The organism is Flavobacteriales bacterium (assembly GCA_016715895.1).
In the GTDB taxonomy this organism is placed as follows: domain Bacteria; phylum Bacteroidota; class Bacteroidia; order Flavobacteriales_F; family PHOS-HE28; genus PHOS-HE28.
Map to the genome: position 1 here is coordinate 787,390 of JADJXH010000003.1, position 21,001 is coordinate 808,390.

The following is a 21,001-nucleotide window of genomic DNA, read 5'->3' on the forward strand; positions in this document are numbered from 1 at the left end:
TCGCGGGCCTTACCGCAGCAGCGTGATGTACCCGGTCCTGACCACCGGCTCCCCGTCGCTCCTGCGCTGTTCCACGATGAAGTAGTAAGTGCCATCCGGTACGGGCACTCCTGTGCGGAAGTGGGTACCGTCCCAACCCAGGCGGTCCAGGGCACCGTCATGCACCAGCGCTCCAAAGCGATCCAGGATGCGGGCCTCCACAGGCTGCCCACCGACCCCGATCAAGTGCCAGAGGTCGTTGACGCCATCACCATTGGGGCTGAACACGGAGGGGGGCTCCCCTTCGCACTCGATCGTGAAGACCTCGACGGCATCGAATACCGTGCAGCCATTGGCATCCACCGCCTCCACGCTATATACCCCCGAAGTACCGACAATGATGGATGAGCTGGAGATGCCCGTGTTCCACAGCGGTGAACCGGCCCAGGGGGGCACCGTGAGCTCCACGAACAACCCCAGGCAGATCGTCGTGTCCGGTCCTAGGTCCATCGGTTGGGCCTGAACCAGAACCAGCGTCCACTCCAGCGTATCGCCGATGCAGGAGCCGATGGCCGGTACCACGGCGTACACGCCGCTGTCCGTCGGTGACGCGGTCGGATCGGACCAGGTCGGCCCGACCCAGCTGTTCCCTTGCGGGCCGGTCCAAGTACCTGTGATACCCGGATCACCGACCAGTTCGAGGGTGAACGGTTCGCCCAGGCAGACCGCAACGGGTGCATCGATGGGGCCTCGCGGCACGGGTAGTACGACAGCCGTCACCGGGATCGGGGCCACGCCCCCGCACACGGTGTCCTGTGGTTGAACGAGAACGGTCGTGGTCGTGGTCAGGGCCGGCAACACCAGCTGCGGACCGGTACCCAGCAACGAATCGAGCCCCGGGTCGGCGTACCATAAGAAGGCACCGGAGCCGCTCACGGTAAGCGTGGCATCGGCACCCGCACAGACCGTATCGCCCATCGCGGTCGGCGGAATGGTCAGATGTTCGACCACCCACACGGTGTCCGACGTCGCCGTGCATCCGCTCGCATCGATCACGGTCAGAACATATCCGCCCGCCGCTGTGACCGTCAGTTGGGAGCCGTACACCGTACCGGGCTCCCAGATGTAGATGGCCTGACCCGGGGCAGCCTCCAGGACCACCGTTGCGCCCGGACAAAGCGGCACCGTGTCCGGTCCGAGCACAATGGCCTCCGGAACCCCGGCGATGACGTCCACGCTCAGCACGGTGGTGATGCCACAGGCGGACACCGAGCACGAATAGGTGCCAGGCTGATCGACCACCTGCACCAGGTTGTTCCCGGAGAGCGGTGCGTCCCAGACCAGCGAGTTGTAGCCGGTGGTCACGACCTGCAAGGTGACCTCATCGTTCGGATCGCTCGCGCAGAGCACACCGTCAGGGGTGACGTTGAGGAAGGGTGTGGCATAGCCTGTGATCAGGATGGGGTCGGATGCCAGAAAGCAGCCCAGTGTATCGATCATGGTCATGTAGTACTCGCCAGGCACGCTCGTGTACACGAAGGGCAGACCGTTGGGCTGTGGGCCCATCGGTCCGTACCAGATGTGATCCGTACCGGGCACCGGTGTGCTGATGAGCGCGGAATCGCCAGGGCAGATCACCCCATCGGGCGGGAACACCTGAAGCTCCGGAACACCGGGATTGATGAGCACCTTGTTGATGGTGATGTTCTCCGTGCATCCGGTGGTCGTGTCCACGGCGGTGGCTTGGAAGCTGTGGTAGCCTGCCATCGGCACCCAGGCCGAATCCCCGTGCAGGATCACCGCCCATGAGGCGGTGACGGATGTGCATCCCACGCATTGCAATGTCCACAACGCGGTATCGCCCTCGCAAGCGATCCCCGGGCCCGATACCGTAAAGCTCAGCGGTACCGCAGGGTGTACGATAACGACCACCGAGTCGATCGCCGTCCAGTACAACGTATCCGGCGCACAGGTCCCGTTGGTGAGCCGCCATTCCAGGACGTGGACATAAGTGCCGCTTGAGTCGACCGCGAACGTCCGTGTGTCGGTCCAGAATGAATAGGACGTGCTCCAGGGACCTCCGTTCAGCCGCACATGAAGATCCATCCAGTCCTCCGGGGTGTAGGGAACGCCGTTCACCGACCATGCGATGGACCATCCCAGGCTCCCGCTCTGCTCCGGACAGATCCACAAGGTGTCCGCCCCGTAGCTCGTCGTGATCGTGGCATCGATCTGGGGCAGACTGTCGTTCGGCCAGATCCGTACGAACACCTGGTTCACATTGGTGCAGCCCTCCAACGTGGTGGCCGTGACCCGATACCAACCTGATGTGTCGGCCACCACGGATGTGCCGGGTGTGACGCTTGAATCCGGGACGTACAGCCAGTGGTAGTCCGCCCAGGTGACCGGGTTCGCCACCCACAACAAGGCCGTATCTGGCTCGCAGATCACGATCATCTGCGGGTATTCGGCCGCCGTGTTCACCACCACATCGTCCGAAATGAGCGGAACCGGCGGAACAGGATCGACGGTCACATGGATGCTGTCCGTCCACACGATGCAACCATTGCGCCAACTGACCTGGACAACGTACCATCCGCTGTTGGTGACCATGGTGTCCAGGTCGGTGCCACCATCGGGCCATAACACCTCGATCTCGGGGCCCAAGGTCAGCGCGTTCGGCCAATAATTGGGGCGCACCGGAAGCTTCGGCATCAAGTAGGCCGTTCCGCAGGCTCGGATCGAATCGGCGCACGCATAGTCAGACCACATGCAGGCCTCCAACACAGGGAAGGCGCACACCGTGTCCTCCCTCAGCCAAGGGTCATACGGTGATCGCCCTTCGACGAAACCCTTGGCGATGAACCCATCCTTGAGACCGAGCGACACGACACCGGTGTAGCTCGCCATCAGACTGTCCTGGCAGGATTGGATGAAGTTGCCTCCTACTTGGAGGTACTGGCCGAACGGCGGCGGTGTGGTCGGAAAAGGCGATTGGTCCGCCGGGAACACCAGCCCGCGCTCGAACGAACCACTGAACACGAGCGCACCATCGGGCTGCAGGGTCACCTGCCCGGCCAGTTTCTCCTGAGGACCGCCGAACTGCTGCGCATCGATCGGGGCGAGGCTGTCCAACGTGAACCGTTCGACGAACAGGTCCTCATCACCAACCGCGAGGAAACGGCCCGCACCGTGAACGGCCGCTTTTTCGCTCCAACTGCAGGAGAACTGCCCAAGCACCACGATGGTATCGTTGCGTTCCACCACACTGCGTGCGCTGATGAGCTCATCGGAACCGCTGCGCGCATGACGCACATAGTGGCCCGAGGTATCCACCTCAAGCAGGTAGAACGCGTGGTCCGTCAAGGACGCCACCATGTCGGGCACGCTGTCCAGGAAGATCATCGTGCCTCGCAGGTCACCGGTGATCAACAGATGGCCATCGCCGGCCATCTGCATGTCGCGCACATGGTTGTACACCGCGCCACCGAAACGCCGGAACCACATCTCGTTGCCGGCGGGATCAAGCTTCAGCAGGAAGGACGCATTGTACATGGCGTTGTCATGCACCTGGTCGAAAGCGATGGTGTCGCTGAACTGTCCGCAGATGTAAATGGCGCCTGCGGCATCCGTGGCCAGGTCGATGGCGCGGTCCGTGAACTCGGCGGCACCTTGTTGGAGCCAGAGCAGGCTCCCCTGTCCTGAATAGGACGCCACTACGATGTCCATGCTGTGCACCGTGGACAGAGGCTCCAAGGTGCTGACCAGGGAAACCCCGTCCCACGTGGCCGTGCCCTTGAACTCCCCGGCGAGGGTGACCTGCCCTGTGGGCGCATAGCCCACGGCGTAGGGCCGGTCAGCTCCATCCGGACCGCCGCCATGCCGGACCCAGTTCGTCGTGCCGCTGGAACCATCGAGCTCAGCGATGAACATGTCCGGCGTTCCTCCCGCGCTCTGCAGAGGGGAGCCCAGCACATCAGCCTGCCCCATGAACTCTCCCACCACGGCAAGTTCACCCGCCCCGCTGAGCGCTAGCTTCACGCCGCGGTCGATGCCCGGGCCGCCGCCTTGCCTCCACCACAGCAGCCCGCCGTTGGGGTCGAGCTTTGCGACGAAAAGGTCCGTGCCTCCGACCGCCGTGAAGCCCTGGCCATCGAACACGATGGACCCGCTGAACTCTCCCGTGATGTATAGATCACCTGTTGCATCGCTCAGGATATCCGCCACATGGTCGTTCCCCGTTCCCCCTAAGCTCCATGCCCAGTGAGGCTGGGCGAACATCGTGACGGACGATGCGGAGAACATCACGATAAGCCAGCCTCGCACGCATGGTCCGGTCATGACCGTGGGGATATACCCAAAGATATCCGGGCTCACCGAGACGCTGCCTATGGTTGAAAAAGAACCGTCCGGTCAGCGGCCCTCTGAGAACATCATTCAGGGCACTTGCGCCTTCGCTTCGGCGACGGCGTGCTTCGCAGGGGTCCTTCAAGCCGATGCTTCGTTGCAGGAGGGCTTACAGAGCGCCTGACCACGCTCGGTTCAAGCGCCGACCCCTGTTCGAGAAATAATGCGGGCTCGCCTCCGAACACATGTTGAGATGGCCTTTCGGCAACCGCATCCGCAGATCCAAGATCGCGCCTCCGCCAGATGGAACACGTACACCTTAACGCAACAACTGCAGCGATCCCTGCTGGCTGTGCCGCTCACCTATATAACTGTCCACGTCCAGGATGTAGAAATAGGTGCCCTCCGGGACCGGCTCACCACTGAACCCGCTGCGTCCGTTCCATTCCACGTGCGCCGCGCTGCCCAGGTATACGCGCTGCCCCCACCGGTTGAAGACCTCGAAGGTCAGCGTACCGCCCCAAGGCGCGTCCAGCACCACCGCATCGTTGACCCCGTCCCCATTGGGGCTGAAGACGTTCGGCACGATGAGGTCGCACAGGTCGAAGTTCACCTGCACGGAACCGCTGGTCCTGCAGCCGTCGCTCCCGATCGCCTGCATGCTGTAGGTCCCCGGAACGCTCACCAGCAGGCTGTCCCCTTCGGGGCCGTGGGCCCAGGTGATCTCGTTGAAGCCAGGTCCCAGCACGATCCACACCGGGGTGCCCGAACAGCCTGTGATCGGGGCGAAGTCGATGATGCTGCCGGGGATCACCACCAGTTCACCGGAAGCTGCAGGTCCTGTGCATCCGTTCGCGGTGAGCACACACGTGTACAGGCCAGCGTCCTCGATGGCCACGGGATCGATCAGGATGCCGGGCCCGGTCGCGGATCCCCCCGGGGTCGTCCATCCATAGGTGGCGCCGGCCGGACCCGAAGCGTTCAGCACGGCGGTCTCCCCGGCACAGAAGACCCACGGCGTGTCCAGCACCGCTGAAGGCGGAACGCTCAGCGCCTGAACCGATACGGGCACCGGGGCCGTTGTGCAACCGCCCTCCTGCTGTCCCACATACACCACGAGGCCACCGCTCGGGACGGTGACCATGAGGGAGGGGCCGGTGCCCAGCACCTGCTGGCCCGAAGCATCCGCGTACCAGGTGAGCACGCCGGAGCCTTGCGCCAGGAGGTCGACGACATCGCCCGGGCAGGCCGCCGTATCCGCCGCGCCCACCGGATCCGTGATGGTCGCGGCCTCCACCACCACCGTATCGGACGCGGCCGAGCATCCACCCGCATCGAAGACCACGGCCGACCAACTGCCGGGCTGGCTCACCCAGATGGTCTCACCGATGAGACCTCCGGGCCACCACACCGCACCACCACCCAAGGGGACCACCGCGAGCTGCACGCTGTCGCCAGGGCAGAGCGTGAACGGACCCGGTGTGAGCACTTGCGCCACGGGCGGCACCCCGCTGATCTCCACCTGCAGAATGGTCGTGATGCCGCACGAGGTGACCTCCACGCTGTAGAGGCCGGGCTGATGGACCACCTGCAGCGGATCGTTCCCGCTCAAGGGCGCCCCCCAGGTGATGCTGTTCACGGCGTCCGCGGCCACCTGTAGAAGCACGCTGTCCGCGGGACCGCATAGCGTGGAGTCCGGATGCAGGTTGAGGAAGGGGGGGGCATAGGGGAAGACCTCCGCCGGGGGCGATTGGACCGCACATCCCTGGTCCGTCATCACATCACAGTAGTAAAGCCCGGGATCGGTCGCATAGGTGATCATGGTGGTGTCCGGAAGCGCGCCGTTGGGGCCGAACCAGCTGTACACCCCGGGCACGGTGCCGATGAGCGTCACCCCACTGTCCGGACAGAGCACTTCAGGCACCACAAGGATCTCCGGCAAGGGAGGGCCATCGAGGAACACATCGGCGTAGGCCTGGCTCGGGCATCCGTTGCTGTCCACGGCCGTCACCTGCACCGCGTAGTACCCGAGCTGCGACACCTGCGCACTGTCCTGATCGATCGCCAGGAATTGCTGGCCGATCCACAACCAATCGAAGCAGGTGGGGCAATCGGCCACCAGCCACGCCGACTGGCCCGGGCAGAGGAAGGGCGGTGCCGTCAGGGTCAGTTGAGGTGGCCCCGGATCGGCGAAGGTGAGGTGGATGCTGTCGGTGAACAGGAACGCCAGGGTGTCCGGGCACGGATAGTTCGTGACGAACACGCTGGTGTGCAGCACGAACCAACCGTTCTGCTGCGGTGGGAAGAGCCCGGTGCTCACATCCGTGGTATCCAACAGCTCCAACTGCAGGAAACCGAGCGTGGACAAGGTGTAGTTCAGCGTTGGATCGAAGGGGAACGGTTGGCCGTTCTCCGTCCATGTGAAGTTCAGCCCGAGGTCGAGCAGCCCGATCCCGCAGAGCACCAGGCTGTCGTTGCCGTCCAGGTCCTGCGGGAACTCGTGCTGCAGGTCCAGCACCAACGCCGGCAGCGGATCGTAGGCCACAACGACCACGTTCACGGAGTTCTCCGCCTCGCACCCGTTCGGCAGCTCCACATGAAAGGTCCACATGCCTGCCGTATCGGTGACGAAGGATTGCTGCTGGATCACCGTGTCCCCATCGGTCCAGTAGCTGAACGGGCCGCCCGTGTAGTTGTCGCAGGTCAGCGTCACGCTGTCCCCCGGACACAGCTCAACGTCGTTATCGGCAGGAAAGGCCGTTATGTTGTACCCCTTGGAATCCGTGATCAATGGGACATCCGGGAAGACCAGCACCTCGGCGAACACGGTCTCACCCAGTGTGAAGCAGCCATTGGAGAAGCTCACCGACAGCGACACAGGGCCGGACGCTCCGACGAAGGTGCTGTCCGTCGTGCTGCCCGTGCTCCATTGGAACTGCACCGGCGGACCGATATCGTACGAACCGTCCAGGTCGTCGACAGTGACACTGAAGGTGGTATCGATGCCCAACCAGAACGGACCGCATTGCGTGTGCGCCGTGAAGCAGGTGTCCGTCATCCGGGCGTACAACGGATCGAAATCGCCGACGCACAAGGACCCCGCGCTGCGGTCGCAGCCCCCCCCGACCCGTTCCCAGATGTCATAGGGCGATCGGCCGCTGACAAAGCCCCGTGTGATGAACCCGTCCAACAGCCCGGCACTGGCCTCGCCCGCATACAGGTCATAGTGGATATCCCCGCAATAGCCCGGGGATTGCGGAGAAACGACCAGCCCCGCGGGCGAGGTGAGCGAAGCATCGAACGTGGAGTCTCCAGGGATGACCAGCACCTGGTCGAAGGACCCGCTGAAGACCAGCTCTCCATCGGGTTGGGCCACGATCCCGCCTGCGCGCTTCTCCCCTGCCCCACCGAACTGCTGGGCGTCGATGAAGGAGAGGTCACCCACCCGATGCCGCGCGATGAAGAGGTCCGGTGCACCCACGGCGAGGAACACCCCGCTACCATACGCCTGGGCCAGATCGGTGAACTGGCAGGTGAACGTGCCGTACGCGGCGATGGTATCGGCCGAGAGCGCCAGCCGCACGGGCTCCACATCGCTCTGCGAACCCCTGCTCGCGGCCCCGATGAACTGGCCTTGCGCATCGGCGCGCAGGATGAAGTAGCTCTCCGGATCAAGCTCGGTCACCTGGTCCGGGCTTCCATCCTCGAAGCTCATCACGCCCTGCAATTCGCCCAGCAGGAATAGACCATCGCCCGCCCTCCAGCGCAGGTCCGCACCGCGGTTCACCGCCGCTCCTCCGCAGCGCCGGAACCACAGGTCCTGCCCGGCACCGTCCACCTTCAATAGGAAGATCGCATCATCCCAGGTGTTCAGGTACGACTGATCGAAGGCGATGGTGTCGCTGAACTGGCCGAGGACATACGCTGCGCCCGCCGCATCATGCACCACGGCCGTGGCCGCATCATCCGCCGGGGCCACCCCCTGCTTGGTCCACAGCGGCGTCCCTGCGGCGGTCATCGCCGCGATGAACACGTCGGTGCCGGGCAGCAGGGTGTTCGGATCGATGGTGCTCTGGATCGTTGTGCCGTTGAACGTGAAGGACTCGCGGAACTCCCCCACCACGATCACATCACCGTTCGGAGCCACCGAAACGCCGGCGGGCCGATCATAGCCGGTGAAGCCGCCACCGGCTGTCACCCACTGCTGCTGTCCTGTGGCCGCGTCGAGACTCGCCACGAACAGGTCCACTGAGCCACCTTGTGAACTGAGCAGGCTCCCCTGGAACTCGGCCGTGGCCATGAACTGCCCCACCACGACCAACCGGCCGTTCGCTCCCAGCGCGAGCCGGAGCCCACGGTCCAGGCCGGGGCCTCCTGCCTGTTGCACCCAGATCGGAACGCCGTTGGGATCGAGCCGGGCGATGAACGCATCGGTCGATCCGGCCGCGAGCAGGGTCTGTCCGCCTAGGGTGGCCGCACCGCTGAACTCACCGGTGACGAACAGGTCACCGTTGGGCGCCACCACCACGTCCGCCACATGCTCCACGCTCGGCGACGCGATCGTGCGCGACCAATGCGTCTGCGCGCCGGACCTGATGTGCAGCCCGCACAATGCGCAGATGATCAGGACCCGCTGAATGCGCCTCATCCACCCGAAGGTACTCCTGGCGTTCAAGCTGACCAAGGCGAATAAGCCGACCGGAGGGCGCCCGGAAGCACTGGAAACGAAGCGGATGAAGGTCCAGGAAGCAGCCCTGCGGCTCCATCGCGAACTCCCGTGCTCCGTGTACACGGCGAGGATGGCGCTGGAGACGCATGGACCGATCGGTCGCCGAAGCGACGGACACCTTGGAAGTGATCGCGCAGGACGGACCGGGGGGCAACCTTGCCGTGTTGTTCGCCGTACGAAGGCCACCTGTCATTGCTTCAGTGCGACCCATGGACCTGTTTGGACGACCGTATTCCGTGATGCTGCTTGCCGTTGCCCTTCTGGGCAACGGCTGCAGCCGGAACCTGCTCGAGGAGCGTGTGGCGGAAGGGGTCATCGAGTATGCATTGACCTTTCCGGACTACGACCCCAACGGCCTGATGGCCGGCATGTTACCGGAAAGGACGACCGTGACCTTCACCCAGGACAAGCAGGTGGCCGAGCTCAGCGCCGGCATGGGCGTGTTCCGCACGGCCATCGTGACGGACAACAGCCGGAAGCAGATGGACTACCACCTGAGCCTGCTGAGCAAGAAGCTGGTAAGCCGGTTGCAGCCTCGCGACATGCTGACCTTCAACAAGGAGAAGCCGGCCCTCACGATCCTTTACACGAATGAGGTGGATACGATCGCCGGATACCCGTGCAAGAAGGCCGTGGCCGTGTTCGGGGGCATCGACAAGCCGGAGATCGAGCTGTACTACACCGACCGCATCCGCATCGAGGACCCCAACTGGTACGGTCCGTTCCAGGAGATACCCGGGGTGCTGCTGCGCTACGAGATGGTCCAATACGGAATGCGCATGCGGCTGGACGCCGTGGCCGTGACCCCCGGCAAGGTGGACGCTGCGCGCTTCGCCCAGAAAGAGGGCTACCAGGAGGTGCCGCCGGCCGTGCTGGACCATGAACTGCAGGAGGTGCTGGGCACCTTCAGCCTCTGAGGCCCAGCGGCTTCGGGTTTTCCTTCGGAACTGTTGATAATAGCCGGACGCCGCGGTCCGTTGGGGGGAATACCCCCCGGTACTTTTGAACGACCCGCGCTCCAGCCCGCGCGGGCCCGATGCCCGTGGCCAACGAACGCAAGAACAGGGTGAGGTCCTCCGAGGACGATGCCCCTGTGGAGACCCCGAAACGCGCCACCAAGCGCAACAAGCCGCGTGATGCCGGACCGGGCTGGTGGTCCCGCACCAGGGCCTTCGTGGCCGACCGGCGCACCCACAAGGTGTTCGGCCTCTTCCTGGTGCTGCTGAGCGGTTACCTGCTGGTGGCCTTCGTGAGCTACCTGTTCACCTGGCGCGCGGACCAGGACCTCACCAACCGGTCATGGGGCGCCCTGTTGAGCCGCGAGGTGGAGGCCGACAACTGGCTGGGCAAGCTGGGTGCCTTGGTCAGCCACCAGTTCATCCGCAGCTGGTTCGGTGTGGCAGCCTTCGTCTTCGTGCTGTGGAGCTTCCTGGGCGGTCTGCGCATCCTGGTGGGCAGCTGGCTGCTGCCGGTGCGTCGCACCCTCACCTGGAGCGCGGTGACCCTCTTCTGGCTGCCAGCAGCCCTGGCCTTCGCGTTCCGCAGTGGCGAGCTCGCGTTCCTGGGCGGTGCGCTCGGCTACACGGTGAACGGCCACCTCACCGGCCTGCTGGGCAATTTCGGCGCTGCAGCCTTGCTGCTGTTCAGCCTGGGGGCCGTCCTCACCGCGGTATTCGATCCCAACTTCAGCTGGCTCGCCACCCTGATGCAGCGTCGGACCGCAGCTCCGGTGGAGCGTGCGGTGACCGAGGAACCGGTGGAGATCAAGGCCAACCGCGTGCGGACGGAGACCGTGTCGGAGCCGGCCGCCCCGGCCACGGAACCGGTGGCCGAGGTCATGGGGACGGATCGACCGGACGAAGCGGAGGTCGAGGAACTGGAAGAGGTCGTGGAAGAGCCCGAGCCGACGCTGGAGGAGGAGATCGGGATGGAGGTGGAGGGCCTGGAGCCCGCGGCCGGCCTGGAGCTGGATGTGACCCCATCTCCGCCGGATGAGCTGCCTGCCGACCCCATCCTGCCCGCCGTGCCCATCGCGGTGGACGGCATGAGCGTGGTGGCCGCGGCCGAGGATAAGGTGCTCACCGAGGACCAGATCGAGGCCAAGCTGCAGGAGTTCGGCGAGTACGACCCCACGCTGGACCTCAGTAGCTACGAGCTACCGCCGCTGGACCTGCTGGTGGACCATGGCACGGGTGAGGTGACGGTGACCAAGGAGGAACTGGAGGCCAACAAGGACCGGATCGTCGCCACCCTCGGGCATTACAACATCGGCATCGACAAGATCAAGGCGACCATCGGCCCCACGGTCACGCTGTACGAGATCATCCCGCAGGCCGGGGTGCGCATCAGCAAGATCAAGAACCTGGAGGACGACATCGCGCTGAGCCTGGCCGCCCTGGGCATCCGCATCATCGCACCCATCCCCGGCAAGGGCACCATCGGCATCGAGGTGCCCAACAGCAGGCCGCAGGTGGTGGGCATGCGTGCGGTGGTGGCCAGCGAGAAGTTCCAGAACACCAGCATGGACCTGCCGATCGTGCTGGGCAAGACCATCAGCAACGAGACCTTCGTCACGGACCTCAGCAAGATGCCGCACCTGCTGATGGCCGGTGCCACGGGCCAGGGCAAATCGGTGGGTCTGAACGCGATCCTGGTCAGCCTGCTGTACAAGAAGCACCCCAGCCAGATCAAGTTCGTGCTGGTGGACCCGAAGAAGGTGGAGCTCACCCTCTTCAACAAGATCGAGCGGCACTTCCTGGCCAAGCTGCCCGGCGAGGGCGAGGCCATCATCACCGACACCAAGAAGGTGGTGGCCACGCTGAACAGCCTGTGCATCGAGATGGACGAGCGCTACGAGCTGCTCAAGGACGCGCAGGTGCGCAACATCAAAGAGTACAACAGCAAGTTCATCCAGCGCCGGCTGAACCCGGAGAACGGCCACCGCTACCTCCCCTACATCGTGCTGGTGGTGGACGAGTTCGCCGACCTGATCATGACCGCGGGCCGCGAGGTGGAGACGCCCATCGCGCGCCTGGCCCAGCTGGCGCGTGCCATCGGCATCCACCTGATCATCGCCACGCAGCGACCGAGCGTGAACATCATCACGGGCACCATCAAGGCCAACTTCCCGGCGCGCATCGCCTTCCGGGTGACGAGCAAGGTGGACAGCCGCACGATCCTGGACAGCGGCGGGGCCGAGCAGCTCATCGGCCGGGGCGACATGCTGCTGAGCACGGGCAACGACCTCATCCGCATCCAGTGCGCCTTTGTGGACACGCCGGAGGTGGACAAGATCTGCGACTTCATCGGTGCGCAGCGCGGCTACCCCGACGCGCTCATCCTGCCCGAGGTGCCCACGGAAGAGGGCGGCGAACTGGATGTGGACGACGGCGAGCGCGACAGCATGTTCGAGGAGGCCGCCCGCCTGGTGGTGCAGACCCAGCAGGGCTCCACCTCCCTCATCCAACGCAAGCTGAAGCTGGGCTACAACCGCGCCGGCCGCATCGTGGACCAGCTGGAGGCCGCCGGCGTGCTGGGGCCCTTCGAGGGCAGCAAGGCCCGCCGCGTGATGATCCCCAACGAGGCCGCGTTGGCCGCGCACCTGAACCAGGGGGTGGCGGCAGGGCCGGGGGTGGGGGGATTCTGAACGAACTCATCATTGCAGCTACCCCCTGATGTCCAAGTTGCTCCTGTGTGTGCTCTTGGTCTTGGTTATCGCAGGGAGCGTCTTCATGTTGTATCGCGCCAAGGACAAGCCGGCACGATTGAGGATGGTGCTCTATACGAAACTGGGATGGGCCACGCTCGGCGCAATAACGTTGCTTTGGTTGATCCTGAGTGGCCGGCTTGTTCTGTGAACTACTCGAACGACTGTCTCAACGTGCAGCGGCGGTTCCGGGGGTGGGGATGACGCTGGAACCAGATGGGCTCCCCTACCCTGTCAATGGCCGCGAGTCTTGGACACGATGCAGAAGCGTAGCTCTTCAGTGTGGCATGACATCGGATTATCTTTCGAGCATGGCAACGAAGACCAAGCGCCCCCCCAAAGGCAAGCGTGCTGCACGCAGCAAGGCTATCGCACCCAAGAAGGCGGTGAAGACCCGCAAGGCGACAACCTTCGCAAAGCCCTACGACGCCAAGAAGTACGCGGGAAGCGTGCCTGCCTTTGCCAGCTTGGTGGCCGAGGACATGAAGCAGTGGCGTGATGACCGTTGAACGGCTGCTGGTAGATACCAACGTGCTCGTCTACCACTTAGGGGGACGAGCCGATGCGACCCGAGCACTACAGGATGTCGAGGTGCATATCTCGTTCGTAACCGAGATCGAACTGCAGAGCAAAGCAACGCTGAGCGCCAAGGACCTGCTGAGCATTCAGGCGGCCATGGCGAACTTCCGGATCAGCGACGTGAACCCGTCCATCAAACAGATGGCTGCCGCACTGAGGCGCAAGCACGGTCTGAAATTCGCCGATGCGCTGGTGGCCGCCACTGCCCTGCATTTGAACCTTCCATTGCTTACTGCGGATGGTGGTTTCGAACGGCTGAAAGGGGAGATGGAGATCCGGTCGCTCTGACCCTGGTCACCGGCGCCACACGAGACCATGATCGCCTCCCGCTTGGTAGCCGCATGACCGGGTGGTTGTTCCCCATACGCCACCAATCGCCACATCATGCCCAAGATGCCGAGTAGATGGTGTTGTTGTGGCGGCGGGGCCGGGCGTGGGGGGATTCTGAATCAGGAGCCGCAGAGGCGCCAAGGCGCAGAGAACGCGTGGTCGGCTGACGGGATCCGTTCCAGAGGTGGGGATGACGCTGGAACCAGATGGGCCTCCCCCACCCTTCACCTGACCCACCATCCGCGAACGTTCACAGCTTCACGAACCGGACGACCCCTTGTTGCCCACCCTGCTCCATGGTAATGAAATAGAAACCAGGCTCAAGATCGGTAAGGTCCATGGTGGTGGTGATGCGTAGGGCACGAACCAGGGATCCGGCGGCATCATGGATGCGCACCTCGATCGGCGCCGAAGCAGGGGCTTGCACGGTCACCAGTCCGGTGGAAGGGTTCGGGATCACGGTGAAGGTGGATGGACCAGCCTGTTCCGGTACCGCGGTCGCCGGCTGACAGGCGGCCTGGAGCGCGTCATAGGCCTGTTGCTCGGACGTGTTCAGTCCGCCAAGGAGCAGGTCCGTGCTCTCCCAGGGATCGTTCAGCAGGTCGAAGAACTGTTGGGTGCCGTCATCGAGGTCGATCAGTTTCCAGCGCTCATCGCGGATGGCATGCCCGCTCACCGCACCCTGGGATACGTTGGCGAAGAGGCAGCTGCGCACGGTCTGACCGGTTTGGGTGAACAGCGGCACAAGGCTCCGGCTGTCCTCATAGGCGGGAAGCGCATGGCCCGTGAGCTCCACGATGGTGGCGAAGAGGTCCGTGGTGTTCACCAAGGCCGCTTCGCGTTCGCCTGCCCTGGTGATCCCTGGGCCGGCGATGACGAGCGGAACGCGTACACCGCCCTCATAGAGCGTACCCTTGGCATGGTTCGGCGGGTAAGGGACCTGGATGACGTCCGGGCTGGTGCCATTATCGCCGATGAAAAGCACGACGGTATTGGCCAACTCCGCGGCTGTCAGGGACGCAAGCAGCCGGTCCACCTCATGGTCCACGCTTTCCACCATGGCCAGGTAGTAAGGCATGGGGTTCGCCGCAATGCTGTCCGGGTGGACGGGCAAGGGGCCCTGCTGATGCAGGAACAGCGGCGGCCGGTGCAGCGGGGTATGCGGTGCATTGTAGGCCAGCCAGCAGAACCAAGGCGTGGTCTGTTGGTCGATCCAGTCGATGGCGCGGTCGGTGAGCGCCGTGGTGACATAGTCCGTGGAGGGCGATGTGACCCCGTCCACGGTCAGCGACCAGGACGTGTAGCTGCTCACCGCACCGCTCAGGATCCCTGCGAAGTGCGGCACCCCCATGATGTTCGGGTAGGTGGGATCGGGCTGTTGGCCGCCCAGATGCCACTTGCCGATGATGCACGAGGCATAACCGCTGTTCAGGTCCGAGAGGTGCCGATGAAGCGTGGTCTCTCCTGCCGGCAGCAGGGACAGGTCGCCCGGATTGAGCACACCGGTGCGGAAACCGTACCGGCCTGTGATGATCGTGCTGCGTGTGGGCGAGCACAGCGGGTCGGCCCACACGTTGTCGAAGGTGAGGCCCTGAGCCATGAGCGCCTCCAGGTTGGGCATGGCCGCCTTGTCAACCCATGGTGCGTAACCGGGAACGGGATCGAGCCCCAGGTCATCCGCGATCACCAACAGGATATTGGGTTGCTGGGCGTTGACGGACAGGACAACGGCCCAGAGGGTGCTTGCAAGGAGGTGGCGCATCGCAGGGAAGGACAGGCGAACAAGGTCGGGGTTTGATCCGTGGGTGTCATCCTGCCCGTGCGGTCCCCTACCCCACCAACCGCCACACCATCCCCACGAGCACCGCGCCCATGATCACTGAGTAGATGGTCTTGTTGTGGCGGGCGAGCCACTCGGGCAGGTAGATGTCGAAGTTGGCGCGCTGGGAGTCGGAGTAACGACGGGCCACCACGGGGTGGCTCGAAGTACCTCGCTCCGGCGGCGCGATCCAACGCGTCCGCACGTTGCTATTGCTTGCCCTCGTTCGCCCATACTTCGTTCTGGCTCAGCCGGATACTTAGTTCCAGTATCCTTGCTTCGCCACGCCTTGTCTGGGCGAACGATCGCTTCGCGCGCCATCCGTTCGAGGTACTTCGAGCCACCCCACGGTGAGCGGGCAGCTCAAGCGGAAGAGGAGCAGTGCGATGATCTCCAGCCCCACCAGCCCCAGGCCCATCCAGAACCAGCGGTCGATGCGGTCGGCGATGACGGCGTAGAGGAGGTAGTAGATGACCGCACTGAGCACCACCCAGATGACGGTGTGTACGGCCTTGATCGCGATCAACGCTGCCCGCGCTTGCATGGCCCGAAGGTGGGCACGGGTGGCCCCCACGGCCCTGATGACGATCACCCACCAACGCCAGCGGCCCCCGAACTGGTCGGAGGCCGCTGACCCTGGGTCGCCGTTCGATCAGAACACCACGGCCTTGCTGCGGCGGGGGGGCGTCAGTCGGCGGGTATGCTCCACGGCCACACAACCGCCCTGCGCATCAAAGGCCAGGCGCCCCACGGGACCGGCATAGGCCAGGCCGCCCATGCGCTTCTCGAGTTCGAGCACCACGCCCATGCGGAGCTGCCGCGGTCCTTTTCCATCGGGTCCGCGCTCGGCGTGATGGGTGTCCACCACCACCTCCTTGCTGAGGTGGCCGGGATGCTCGAAGCGCACCAACACCTCCGCATCGGCGGGCAGCAGCACATCAAAGCGACCGGTGCGCGATACGGGGGCGGTGTGCACGGAGCCCCCCACCTGCACCTCCACGGTGGCTTGGTCGAAACTGAGGGCCTCCACATGGAGCCAGCCGATGAGCTCCACCGTGGTGCTCGCGAGCGGGGCCGGGGGTGGATCGGCCTGGGCGGCGGAGAAGGGCAGCAGGCAGGCGGCGAGCGCGGGCAGGAGGTGGTTGCGGTGTTGCATGGGGTCGGGTGTTGATCGGGGATACGGGCACCGGGACACGCGGTGGCGTTCCTTCGACCAACGGCGCTCGCGCGTCGACAGGACGTCCGGCCCACGCGTGGAACTTCCACCGATCCTTGCCATCTTTCGGGACAACCGCCCGAACATGGCATCCCCTGACAACGAGATCAAAAAGAACGGTGGCCTGCTGATCGCCGGCGGCCTCTTCATCGGCATGGGCGTCGGCTTCCTGCTGAACAAGCTGACGGCCGGACTCTTCATCGGTCTCGGTGCCGGTCTGGTGGCCGCGGCCATCTACCAGGCGCGGGCCAAGCGCGGATCCTGAACGGCGGCGGTTGAACGTTCGGCGTATGGCAGGCCCGGTCCATCGGTCCACACGCCGTGGGCGAAGCTCCACCGGTTCCTTTGCACCGCGGTATTAGTAGAGCAAAGGCGCCGTCGCGCATGAAGAAGCGCGGGGTCCAGAAGACCGGAAGCCTGCTCGGCGTGGTCTCGCGGATGCCCTCTACCCCTCTCCTGGCCTTCGGCCGGCTGGGCGGCCGGCCCGCTCCCACTGGACCTCACCGCGATCACGTTCTACTTCCGCCAGGATATCCACGAAGGCAGGAACGGCGCCCCGAAGGCGCCGTTCTCATGCGGTGCATCCGATCGGCTCATTGGCCGGAGGCCATCTTCAGACCATCCTCGATCATGCCGAAGAACTGGTCCATCTTGGGCAGGATGACGATGCGGATGCGGCGGTTGCGTGAGCGCCCCTCGGGCGTGTCGTTGCCCACCAGCGGCAGGTACTCACTGCGGCCGGCGGCGGTGATGCGGGCGGGGTCCACCTTGTAGTCGTCCTGCAGCACCCGGGTGATGGTGACCGCGCGGGACACGCTGAGGTCCCAATTGTCCTTGAAACACTCGCGGCTGATGGGCACATTGTCGGTGTGGCCCTCCACCAGCACCTCCTGGTCGGGCTTGTCGTTGAGCACCGTGGCCACCTTGCCGAGCACCTCGCGGGCGCGGGCCGAGAGCTCGGTGCTGCCGGTGCGGAACATCATCTTGTCGCTGAGCTCGATGAAGACGACGCTCTTCTCCACGTTCACCACCACATCCGTGTCGTTGAGGTTGCCCAGGGAGCTCTTGAGGCTGACGACCAGGGCCAGGGTGACGCTGTCCTTCTTGGTCAGTGCGTCCTGCAGGGTGCGGATCCGAAGGTCCTGTTCCTTGATCTGCTCCAGCGACTTCTCCAGGTTGGCGGCCTCCTGCTTGCTGAGGGTGGCCATCTGGTCCACGTTGTTGAGCAGGGCGGCGTTGGTGTTGTTCAACTGGGCCACCTGGTCCTTGAGGTGCTCGTTCTTGTTCTGCAGCTCGGCCAGGCGCGCTTCCAGCACGGCCTTCTCGCTCCGGCACCCGTCGAGCCCGCGGTTGCACTCGTCGAGCTTGTTCTTGAGGGTCTCGTTGGAGAGGGTGAGGGCGGTGTACTTCTTCTTGGATACGCAGCTGGTGGAGCCCAGCAGGAGCGCGCCGAGGGCGGCGGTGATGAGGGTGGCTCGCGTCATGGTGAAGGGGTGGATGGGTCAAAGCTAGAGGGCGCGCGAAGAAGGATCCGGGAAAAGACCACGCCCCGTCCACAGGCACCTGTTCACGGTCCGGCGCAGGGGAACCGGCAACGGAGGGTCGGGGTGCCCTTCTTTGCGGCCATGGCGTTGAGCCGTTTCTGGACCTGGATGCTGCTGCTGAGCATCGCCTACATCATGGCCATGCTGTTCAGCGGCCGCCAATACGGGCTGGGGGCGCTGGTGAACGGCAGGCAGGGCGAGCCGATGCTGGTGAACGAGCTGGACACCCATGCGCTCGCAGGCACGGCGCTGCTGGCGGAGCTGCGAGCTGCCGGTACCACCGGCGTGCAGCGGGGCGACACCCTGTACACCGTGAACGGTGCGGGCGTGGTGAAGGTGAGCGTGGGCACGGTGCCGGCGGACGGCCTCTTCCCCACCTGCCGCAACACGCTCACCGACCTGTGGCTGCCGCTGATCGGCTACCTCACCTTCTTCTGCGGGCTGCTGAACCTGCTGGTGGACGCGCGCGCCATGGAGAAGGTGGCGCGGGTGCTGTCGCCCGTGTTCCACCGCATCTTCCCCGACCTGCGGAAGGACCACCCGGCCTACGGGTTCATGACCTTGAACTTCGCGGCCAACTTCCTGGGCCTGGACAGCGCGGCCACGCCCTTCGGCCTGAAGGCCATGGAGAGCATGCAGGCGGACAACCCCGACAAGGACCGGGCGACCAACGGCCAGATCATGTTCCTGTGCCTGCATGCGGCGGGCCTCACGCTGCTGCCCACGAGCATCATCGGCTACCGGGCGGCCATGGGCGCGGCCAACCCGGCGGACATCATGATCCCGCTGATCATCACCTCGTTCGTGGGGACATTGGCCGCGCTGTTCCTCGTGGCCTTCAAGCAGCGCATCAACCTGTTCAACCTGCCGGTGATGGCCTTCGTGCTGGGCATCAGCGTCATCATCGGCGTGCTGATGGCCTACATCACAAGCCTGACGGGCGTGCACAAGTTCCACTTCACGGACAACCTCAGCAACGGCATGCTCCTGGGCATCATCGGGCTTATCGTGGGCTTCGCCCTGTGGAAGGAGAAGCACTTCACCGAACAGGGCACCAACATGTTCGATTCCTTCGTGCACGGAGCGAAGGACGGCTTCACCACGGGCCTGCGGGTGCTGCCGTACATGATCGCCATGCTGGCGGCGCTCAGCATCTTCCGCAACAGCGGGCTGATGGGCATCGTGATGGACGGGCTCTCGGCCGCGATGGCCGCGGTGGGCGTGGACAAGGCGGTGATCGACGCGGTGCCCGTGGCGCTGATGCGCCCCTTCAGCGCGGGCGGCTCGCGCGGCTTCCTGCTGGACGCCATGAAGACCTACGGACCGGACAGCCTCACCGGCCAGCTGGTCTGCCTGTTCCAAGGCGCCGCCGAGACCACCTTCTATGTGGTGGCCCTGTACTTCGGCAGCGTCAGCGTGAAGGACAGCAGGTACACGCTGTGGGTGATGCTGCTCGCCGACCTGGTCTGTGTGGTGACGGCGGTGTTCGTGTGCAGCATCTACTTCGGGTGACCGGGCGGAGCCGGTGAAGCGCTTTCTTTGCGGCCCACTCACACCCATGGGCAAGCCATACGCAGAGGACAAGATCGAGCGGCGCCGTTCCAAGATCCACGGCAACGGCGTGTTCGCCATCGCCCCCATCCGCAAAGGGGAGCTGATCGTGCAGTACAAGGGCAAAATGGTGACGCACGCGGAGGCCGACCGGCAGCACGGGGGGGATGTGACCAGCGGCCACACCTTCCTGTTCACGCTGAACGAGAAGTACATCCTCGACGCGAACGTGCGGGGCAACATCGCGCGCTGGTTGAACCACAGCTGCGCGCCGAACTGCGAAGCGCTGGTGCACGAGGACGAGGGGGGCGACCCGAAGAAGGACAAGGTGATCATCGAGGCGCTCCGGGCGATCAAACCCGGCGAGGAGCTCACCTACGACTACGGCATCGTCCTGGAGGAGCGGCACACCAACGCGTTGAAGCGGATCTGGGCCTGTCGATGCGGCTCGCCGAAGTGCACAGGCACCATGCTCAAGCCGAAGCGCTGACGGCCGGGCGTCATCCTGGCACGGCACTTGCCAAGGGGGTCGGCGTACTTTCGCGCCCCATGAGAACCCTGCTGACCCTGTTGACCATCGGCCTGCTGGCCGCTCCCCCTGCCCACGCCCAGGACGACCCCCGCAGCAAGGCGGTGATGGACCGCCTGATCGCCAAGAACAAGGGGTACACGAGCTTCGAGGCCGACTTCAGCAGCCGCCTGGTGAACAAGGCCGGCAAGCTGGATGTGAAGCAGGAGGGCACCGTGAAGGTGAAGGGCAAGAAGTTCAACCTGGTGCTGGACAAGAACACGGTGATCAGCGACGGTGTCACCCTGTGGACCTACAACAAGGAGGCCAACGAAGTTTCGCTGAACAGCGCCGCGGAGATGGACCAGGAGCTCGACCCCAGCAAGCTGTTCACGATGTACGAAACCGGCTTCAAGAGCCAGTTCGTCAGTGAAGCCCCCGACGCGGCCGGTGCGGTGGTCCAGACCGTGAAGCTGTTCCCCATCGATCCGACGAAGAAGCCGTTCCACACCGTGGTGCTTGTGGTGGACAAAGCCAAGGTGGAGCCCCGCAGCGTGCAGGTGCTCTACAAGGATGGGAACGAGGTCACCTACACGCTGAAGCGGTTCGCGCCGAACGTGGACCTGGCCGACGCGCTGTTCACCTTCGATAAGGCGAAGCACCCCGGCGTGGAGGTGAACGACCTGCGTTGAT

The 21,001-nt window shown here is 64.6% G+C and carries 15 protein-coding genes; 8 read left to right on the forward strand and 7 right to left on the reverse strand.

Annotated features, from left to right (window positions below):
* Positions 1 to 9: 9 nt before the first annotated feature.
* Both IPM49_03635 and IPM49_03640 read right to left on the reverse strand, forming a co-directional pair.
* Positions 10 to 4,260 carry a gliding motility-associated C-terminal domain-containing protein gene (locus tag IPM49_03635; protein MBK9273614.1) on the reverse strand — a complete coding sequence of 1,417 codons (4,251 nt, stop codon included), beginning with the start codon at positions 4,258 to 4,260 and terminating at the stop codon, positions 10 to 12.
* Between the two features lie 385 nt (positions 4,261 to 4,645).
* Entirely contained in the window at positions 4,646 to 8,974 is a 4,329-nt protein-coding gene (locus IPM49_03640) for a gliding motility-associated C-terminal domain-containing protein (GenBank protein MBK9273615.1), read from the reverse strand.
* A 320-nt stretch (positions 8,975 to 9,294) separates the two neighbouring features.
* Between IPM49_03640 and IPM49_03645 the strand changes: the two genes are divergently transcribed.
* The 4 genes from IPM49_03645 (at position 9,295) to IPM49_03660 (ending at position 13,628) form a co-directional block, all read left to right on the forward strand.
* On the forward strand, positions 9,295 to 9,972 hold the full coding sequence (locus tag IPM49_03645) for a hypothetical protein (protein MBK9273616.1): 678 nt from the start codon (positions 9,295 to 9,297) through the stop codon (positions 9,970 to 9,972).
* A gap of 119 nt (positions 9,973 to 10,091) precedes the next feature.
* The gene (locus tag IPM49_03650) at positions 10,092 to 12,701 is read left to right on the forward strand and encodes a DNA translocase FtsK (GenBank protein MBK9273617.1); all 2,610 of its coding nucleotides are present in this window, start codon (positions 10,092 to 10,094) and stop codon (positions 12,699 to 12,701) included.
* 371 nt (positions 12,702 to 13,072) lie between these two features.
* On the forward strand, positions 13,073 to 13,270 hold the full coding sequence (locus IPM49_03655) for a hypothetical protein (GenBank protein ID MBK9273618.1): 198 nt from the start codon (positions 13,073 to 13,075) through the stop codon (positions 13,268 to 13,270).
* Complete coding sequence (locus IPM49_03660; protein MBK9273619.1) at positions 13,260 to 13,628, forward strand: type II toxin-antitoxin system VapC family toxin; 369 nt, start codon at positions 13,260 to 13,262, stop codon at positions 13,626 to 13,628. Before IPM49_03655 ends, IPM49_03660 begins: the two co-directional genes overlap by 11 nt.
* A gap of 292 nt (positions 13,629 to 13,920) precedes the next feature.
* Here the strand turns inward: IPM49_03660 and IPM49_03665 are convergent, their stop codons facing one another.
* From IPM49_03665 to IPM49_03680, 4 genes are all read right to left on the reverse strand, one after another.
* Positions 13,921 to 15,432, reverse strand: coding sequence for a sulfatase-like hydrolase/transferase (locus tag IPM49_03665; protein MBK9273620.1), 1,512 nt, complete (start codon positions 15,430 to 15,432; stop codon positions 13,921 to 13,923).
* Between the two features lie 67 nt (positions 15,433 to 15,499).
* Positions 15,500 to 15,694 carry a hypothetical protein gene (locus IPM49_03670; GenBank protein MBK9273621.1) on the reverse strand — a complete coding sequence of 65 codons (195 nt, stop codon included), beginning with the start codon at positions 15,692 to 15,694 and terminating at the stop codon, positions 15,500 to 15,502.
* A 54-nt stretch (positions 15,695 to 15,748) separates the two neighbouring features.
* A complete protein-coding gene (locus IPM49_03675) occupies positions 15,749 to 16,033 on the reverse strand; it encodes a hypothetical protein (protein ID MBK9273622.1) in 285 nt (94 codons plus the stop codon).
* A gap of 108 nt (positions 16,034 to 16,141) precedes the next feature.
* Positions 16,142 to 16,645 carry a hypothetical protein gene (locus IPM49_03680; GenBank protein MBK9273623.1) on the reverse strand — a complete coding sequence of 168 codons (504 nt, stop codon included), beginning with the start codon at positions 16,643 to 16,645 and terminating at the stop codon, positions 16,142 to 16,144.
* Between the two features lie 145 nt (positions 16,646 to 16,790).
* Here IPM49_03680 and IPM49_03685 point away from each other — a divergent pair, with 145 nt between their 5' ends.
* On the forward strand, positions 16,791 to 16,970 hold the full coding sequence (locus IPM49_03685; protein ID MBK9273624.1) for a hypothetical protein: 180 nt from the start codon (positions 16,791 to 16,793) through the stop codon (positions 16,968 to 16,970).
* Positions 16,971 to 17,298: 328 nt separating this feature from the next.
* Here the strand turns inward: IPM49_03685 and IPM49_03690 are convergent, their stop codons facing one another.
* Complete coding sequence (locus IPM49_03690) at positions 17,299 to 18,189, reverse strand: flagellar motor protein MotB (protein ID MBK9273625.1); 891 nt, start codon at positions 18,187 to 18,189, stop codon at positions 17,299 to 17,301.
* Positions 18,190 to 18,330: 141 nt separating this feature from the next.
* On the opposite strand from IPM49_03690, the gene IPM49_03695 reads away from it, so the two are divergent.
* Genes IPM49_03695 through IPM49_03705 form a run of 3 tightly spaced genes read left to right on the forward strand, consistent with a single transcriptional unit; the run spans position 18,331 to position 21,000 of the window.
* Entirely contained in the window at positions 18,331 to 19,761 is a 1,431-nt protein-coding gene (locus IPM49_03695) for a spore maturation protein (GenBank protein ID MBK9273626.1), read from the forward strand.
* A gap of 46 nt (positions 19,762 to 19,807) precedes the next feature.
* Entirely contained in the window at positions 19,808 to 20,290 is a 483-nt protein-coding gene (locus IPM49_03700; GenBank protein MBK9273627.1) for an SET domain-containing protein-lysine N-methyltransferase, read from the forward strand.
* 59 nt (positions 20,291 to 20,349) lie between these two features.
* Entirely contained in the window at positions 20,350 to 21,000 is a 651-nt protein-coding gene (locus IPM49_03705) for an outer membrane lipoprotein carrier protein LolA (protein MBK9273628.1), read from the forward strand.
* Position 21,001: the final 1 nt, after the last annotated feature.

What these genes read in the sequence shown, in the direction of transcription:
- IPM49_03635 (MBK9273614.1), bottom strand. Translation starts at nt 4,260, where the DNA reads ATGTTCGCCCAGCCTCACTGGGCATGGAGCTTAGGGGGAACGGGGAAC.
- IPM49_03640 (MBK9273615.1), bottom strand. Translation starts at nt 8,974, where the DNA reads ATGAGGCGCATTCAGCGGGTCCTGATCATCTGCGCATTGTGCGGGCTG.
- IPM49_03645 (MBK9273616.1), top strand. Translation starts at nt 9,295, where the DNA reads ATGCTGCTTGCCGTTGCCCTTCTGGGCAACGGCTGCAGCCGGAACCTG.
- IPM49_03650 (MBK9273617.1), top strand. Translation starts at nt 10,092, where the DNA reads ATGCCCGTGGCCAACGAACGCAAGAACAGGGTGAGGTCCTCCGAGGAC.
- IPM49_03655 (MBK9273618.1), top strand. Translation starts at nt 13,073, where the DNA reads ATGGCAACGAAGACCAAGCGCCCCCCCAAAGGCAAGCGTGCTGCACGC.
- IPM49_03660 (MBK9273619.1), top strand. Translation starts at nt 13,260, where the DNA reads ATGACCGTTGAACGGCTGCTGGTAGATACCAACGTGCTCGTCTACCAC.
- IPM49_03665 (MBK9273620.1), bottom strand. Translation starts at nt 15,432, where the DNA reads ATGCGCCACCTCCTTGCAAGCACCCTCTGGGCCGTTGTCCTGTCCGTC.
- IPM49_03675 (MBK9273622.1), bottom strand. Translation starts at nt 16,033, where the DNA reads ATGCAAGCGCGGGCAGCGTTGATCGCGATCAAGGCCGTACACACCGTC.
- IPM49_03680 (MBK9273623.1), bottom strand. Translation starts at nt 16,645, where the DNA reads ATGCAACACCGCAACCACCTCCTGCCCGCGCTCGCCGCCTGCCTGCTG.
- IPM49_03685 (MBK9273624.1), top strand. Translation starts at nt 16,791, where the DNA reads ATGGCATCCCCTGACAACGAGATCAAAAAGAACGGTGGCCTGCTGATC.
- IPM49_03690 (MBK9273625.1), bottom strand. Translation starts at nt 18,189, where the DNA reads ATGACGCGAGCCACCCTCATCACCGCCGCCCTCGGCGCGCTCCTGCTG.
- IPM49_03695 (MBK9273626.1), top strand. Translation starts at nt 18,331, where the DNA reads ATGGCGTTGAGCCGTTTCTGGACCTGGATGCTGCTGCTGAGCATCGCC.
- IPM49_03700 (MBK9273627.1), top strand. Translation starts at nt 19,808, where the DNA reads ATGGGCAAGCCATACGCAGAGGACAAGATCGAGCGGCGCCGTTCCAAG.
- IPM49_03705 (MBK9273628.1), top strand. Translation starts at nt 20,350, where the DNA reads ATGAGAACCCTGCTGACCCTGTTGACCATCGGCCTGCTGGCCGCTCCC.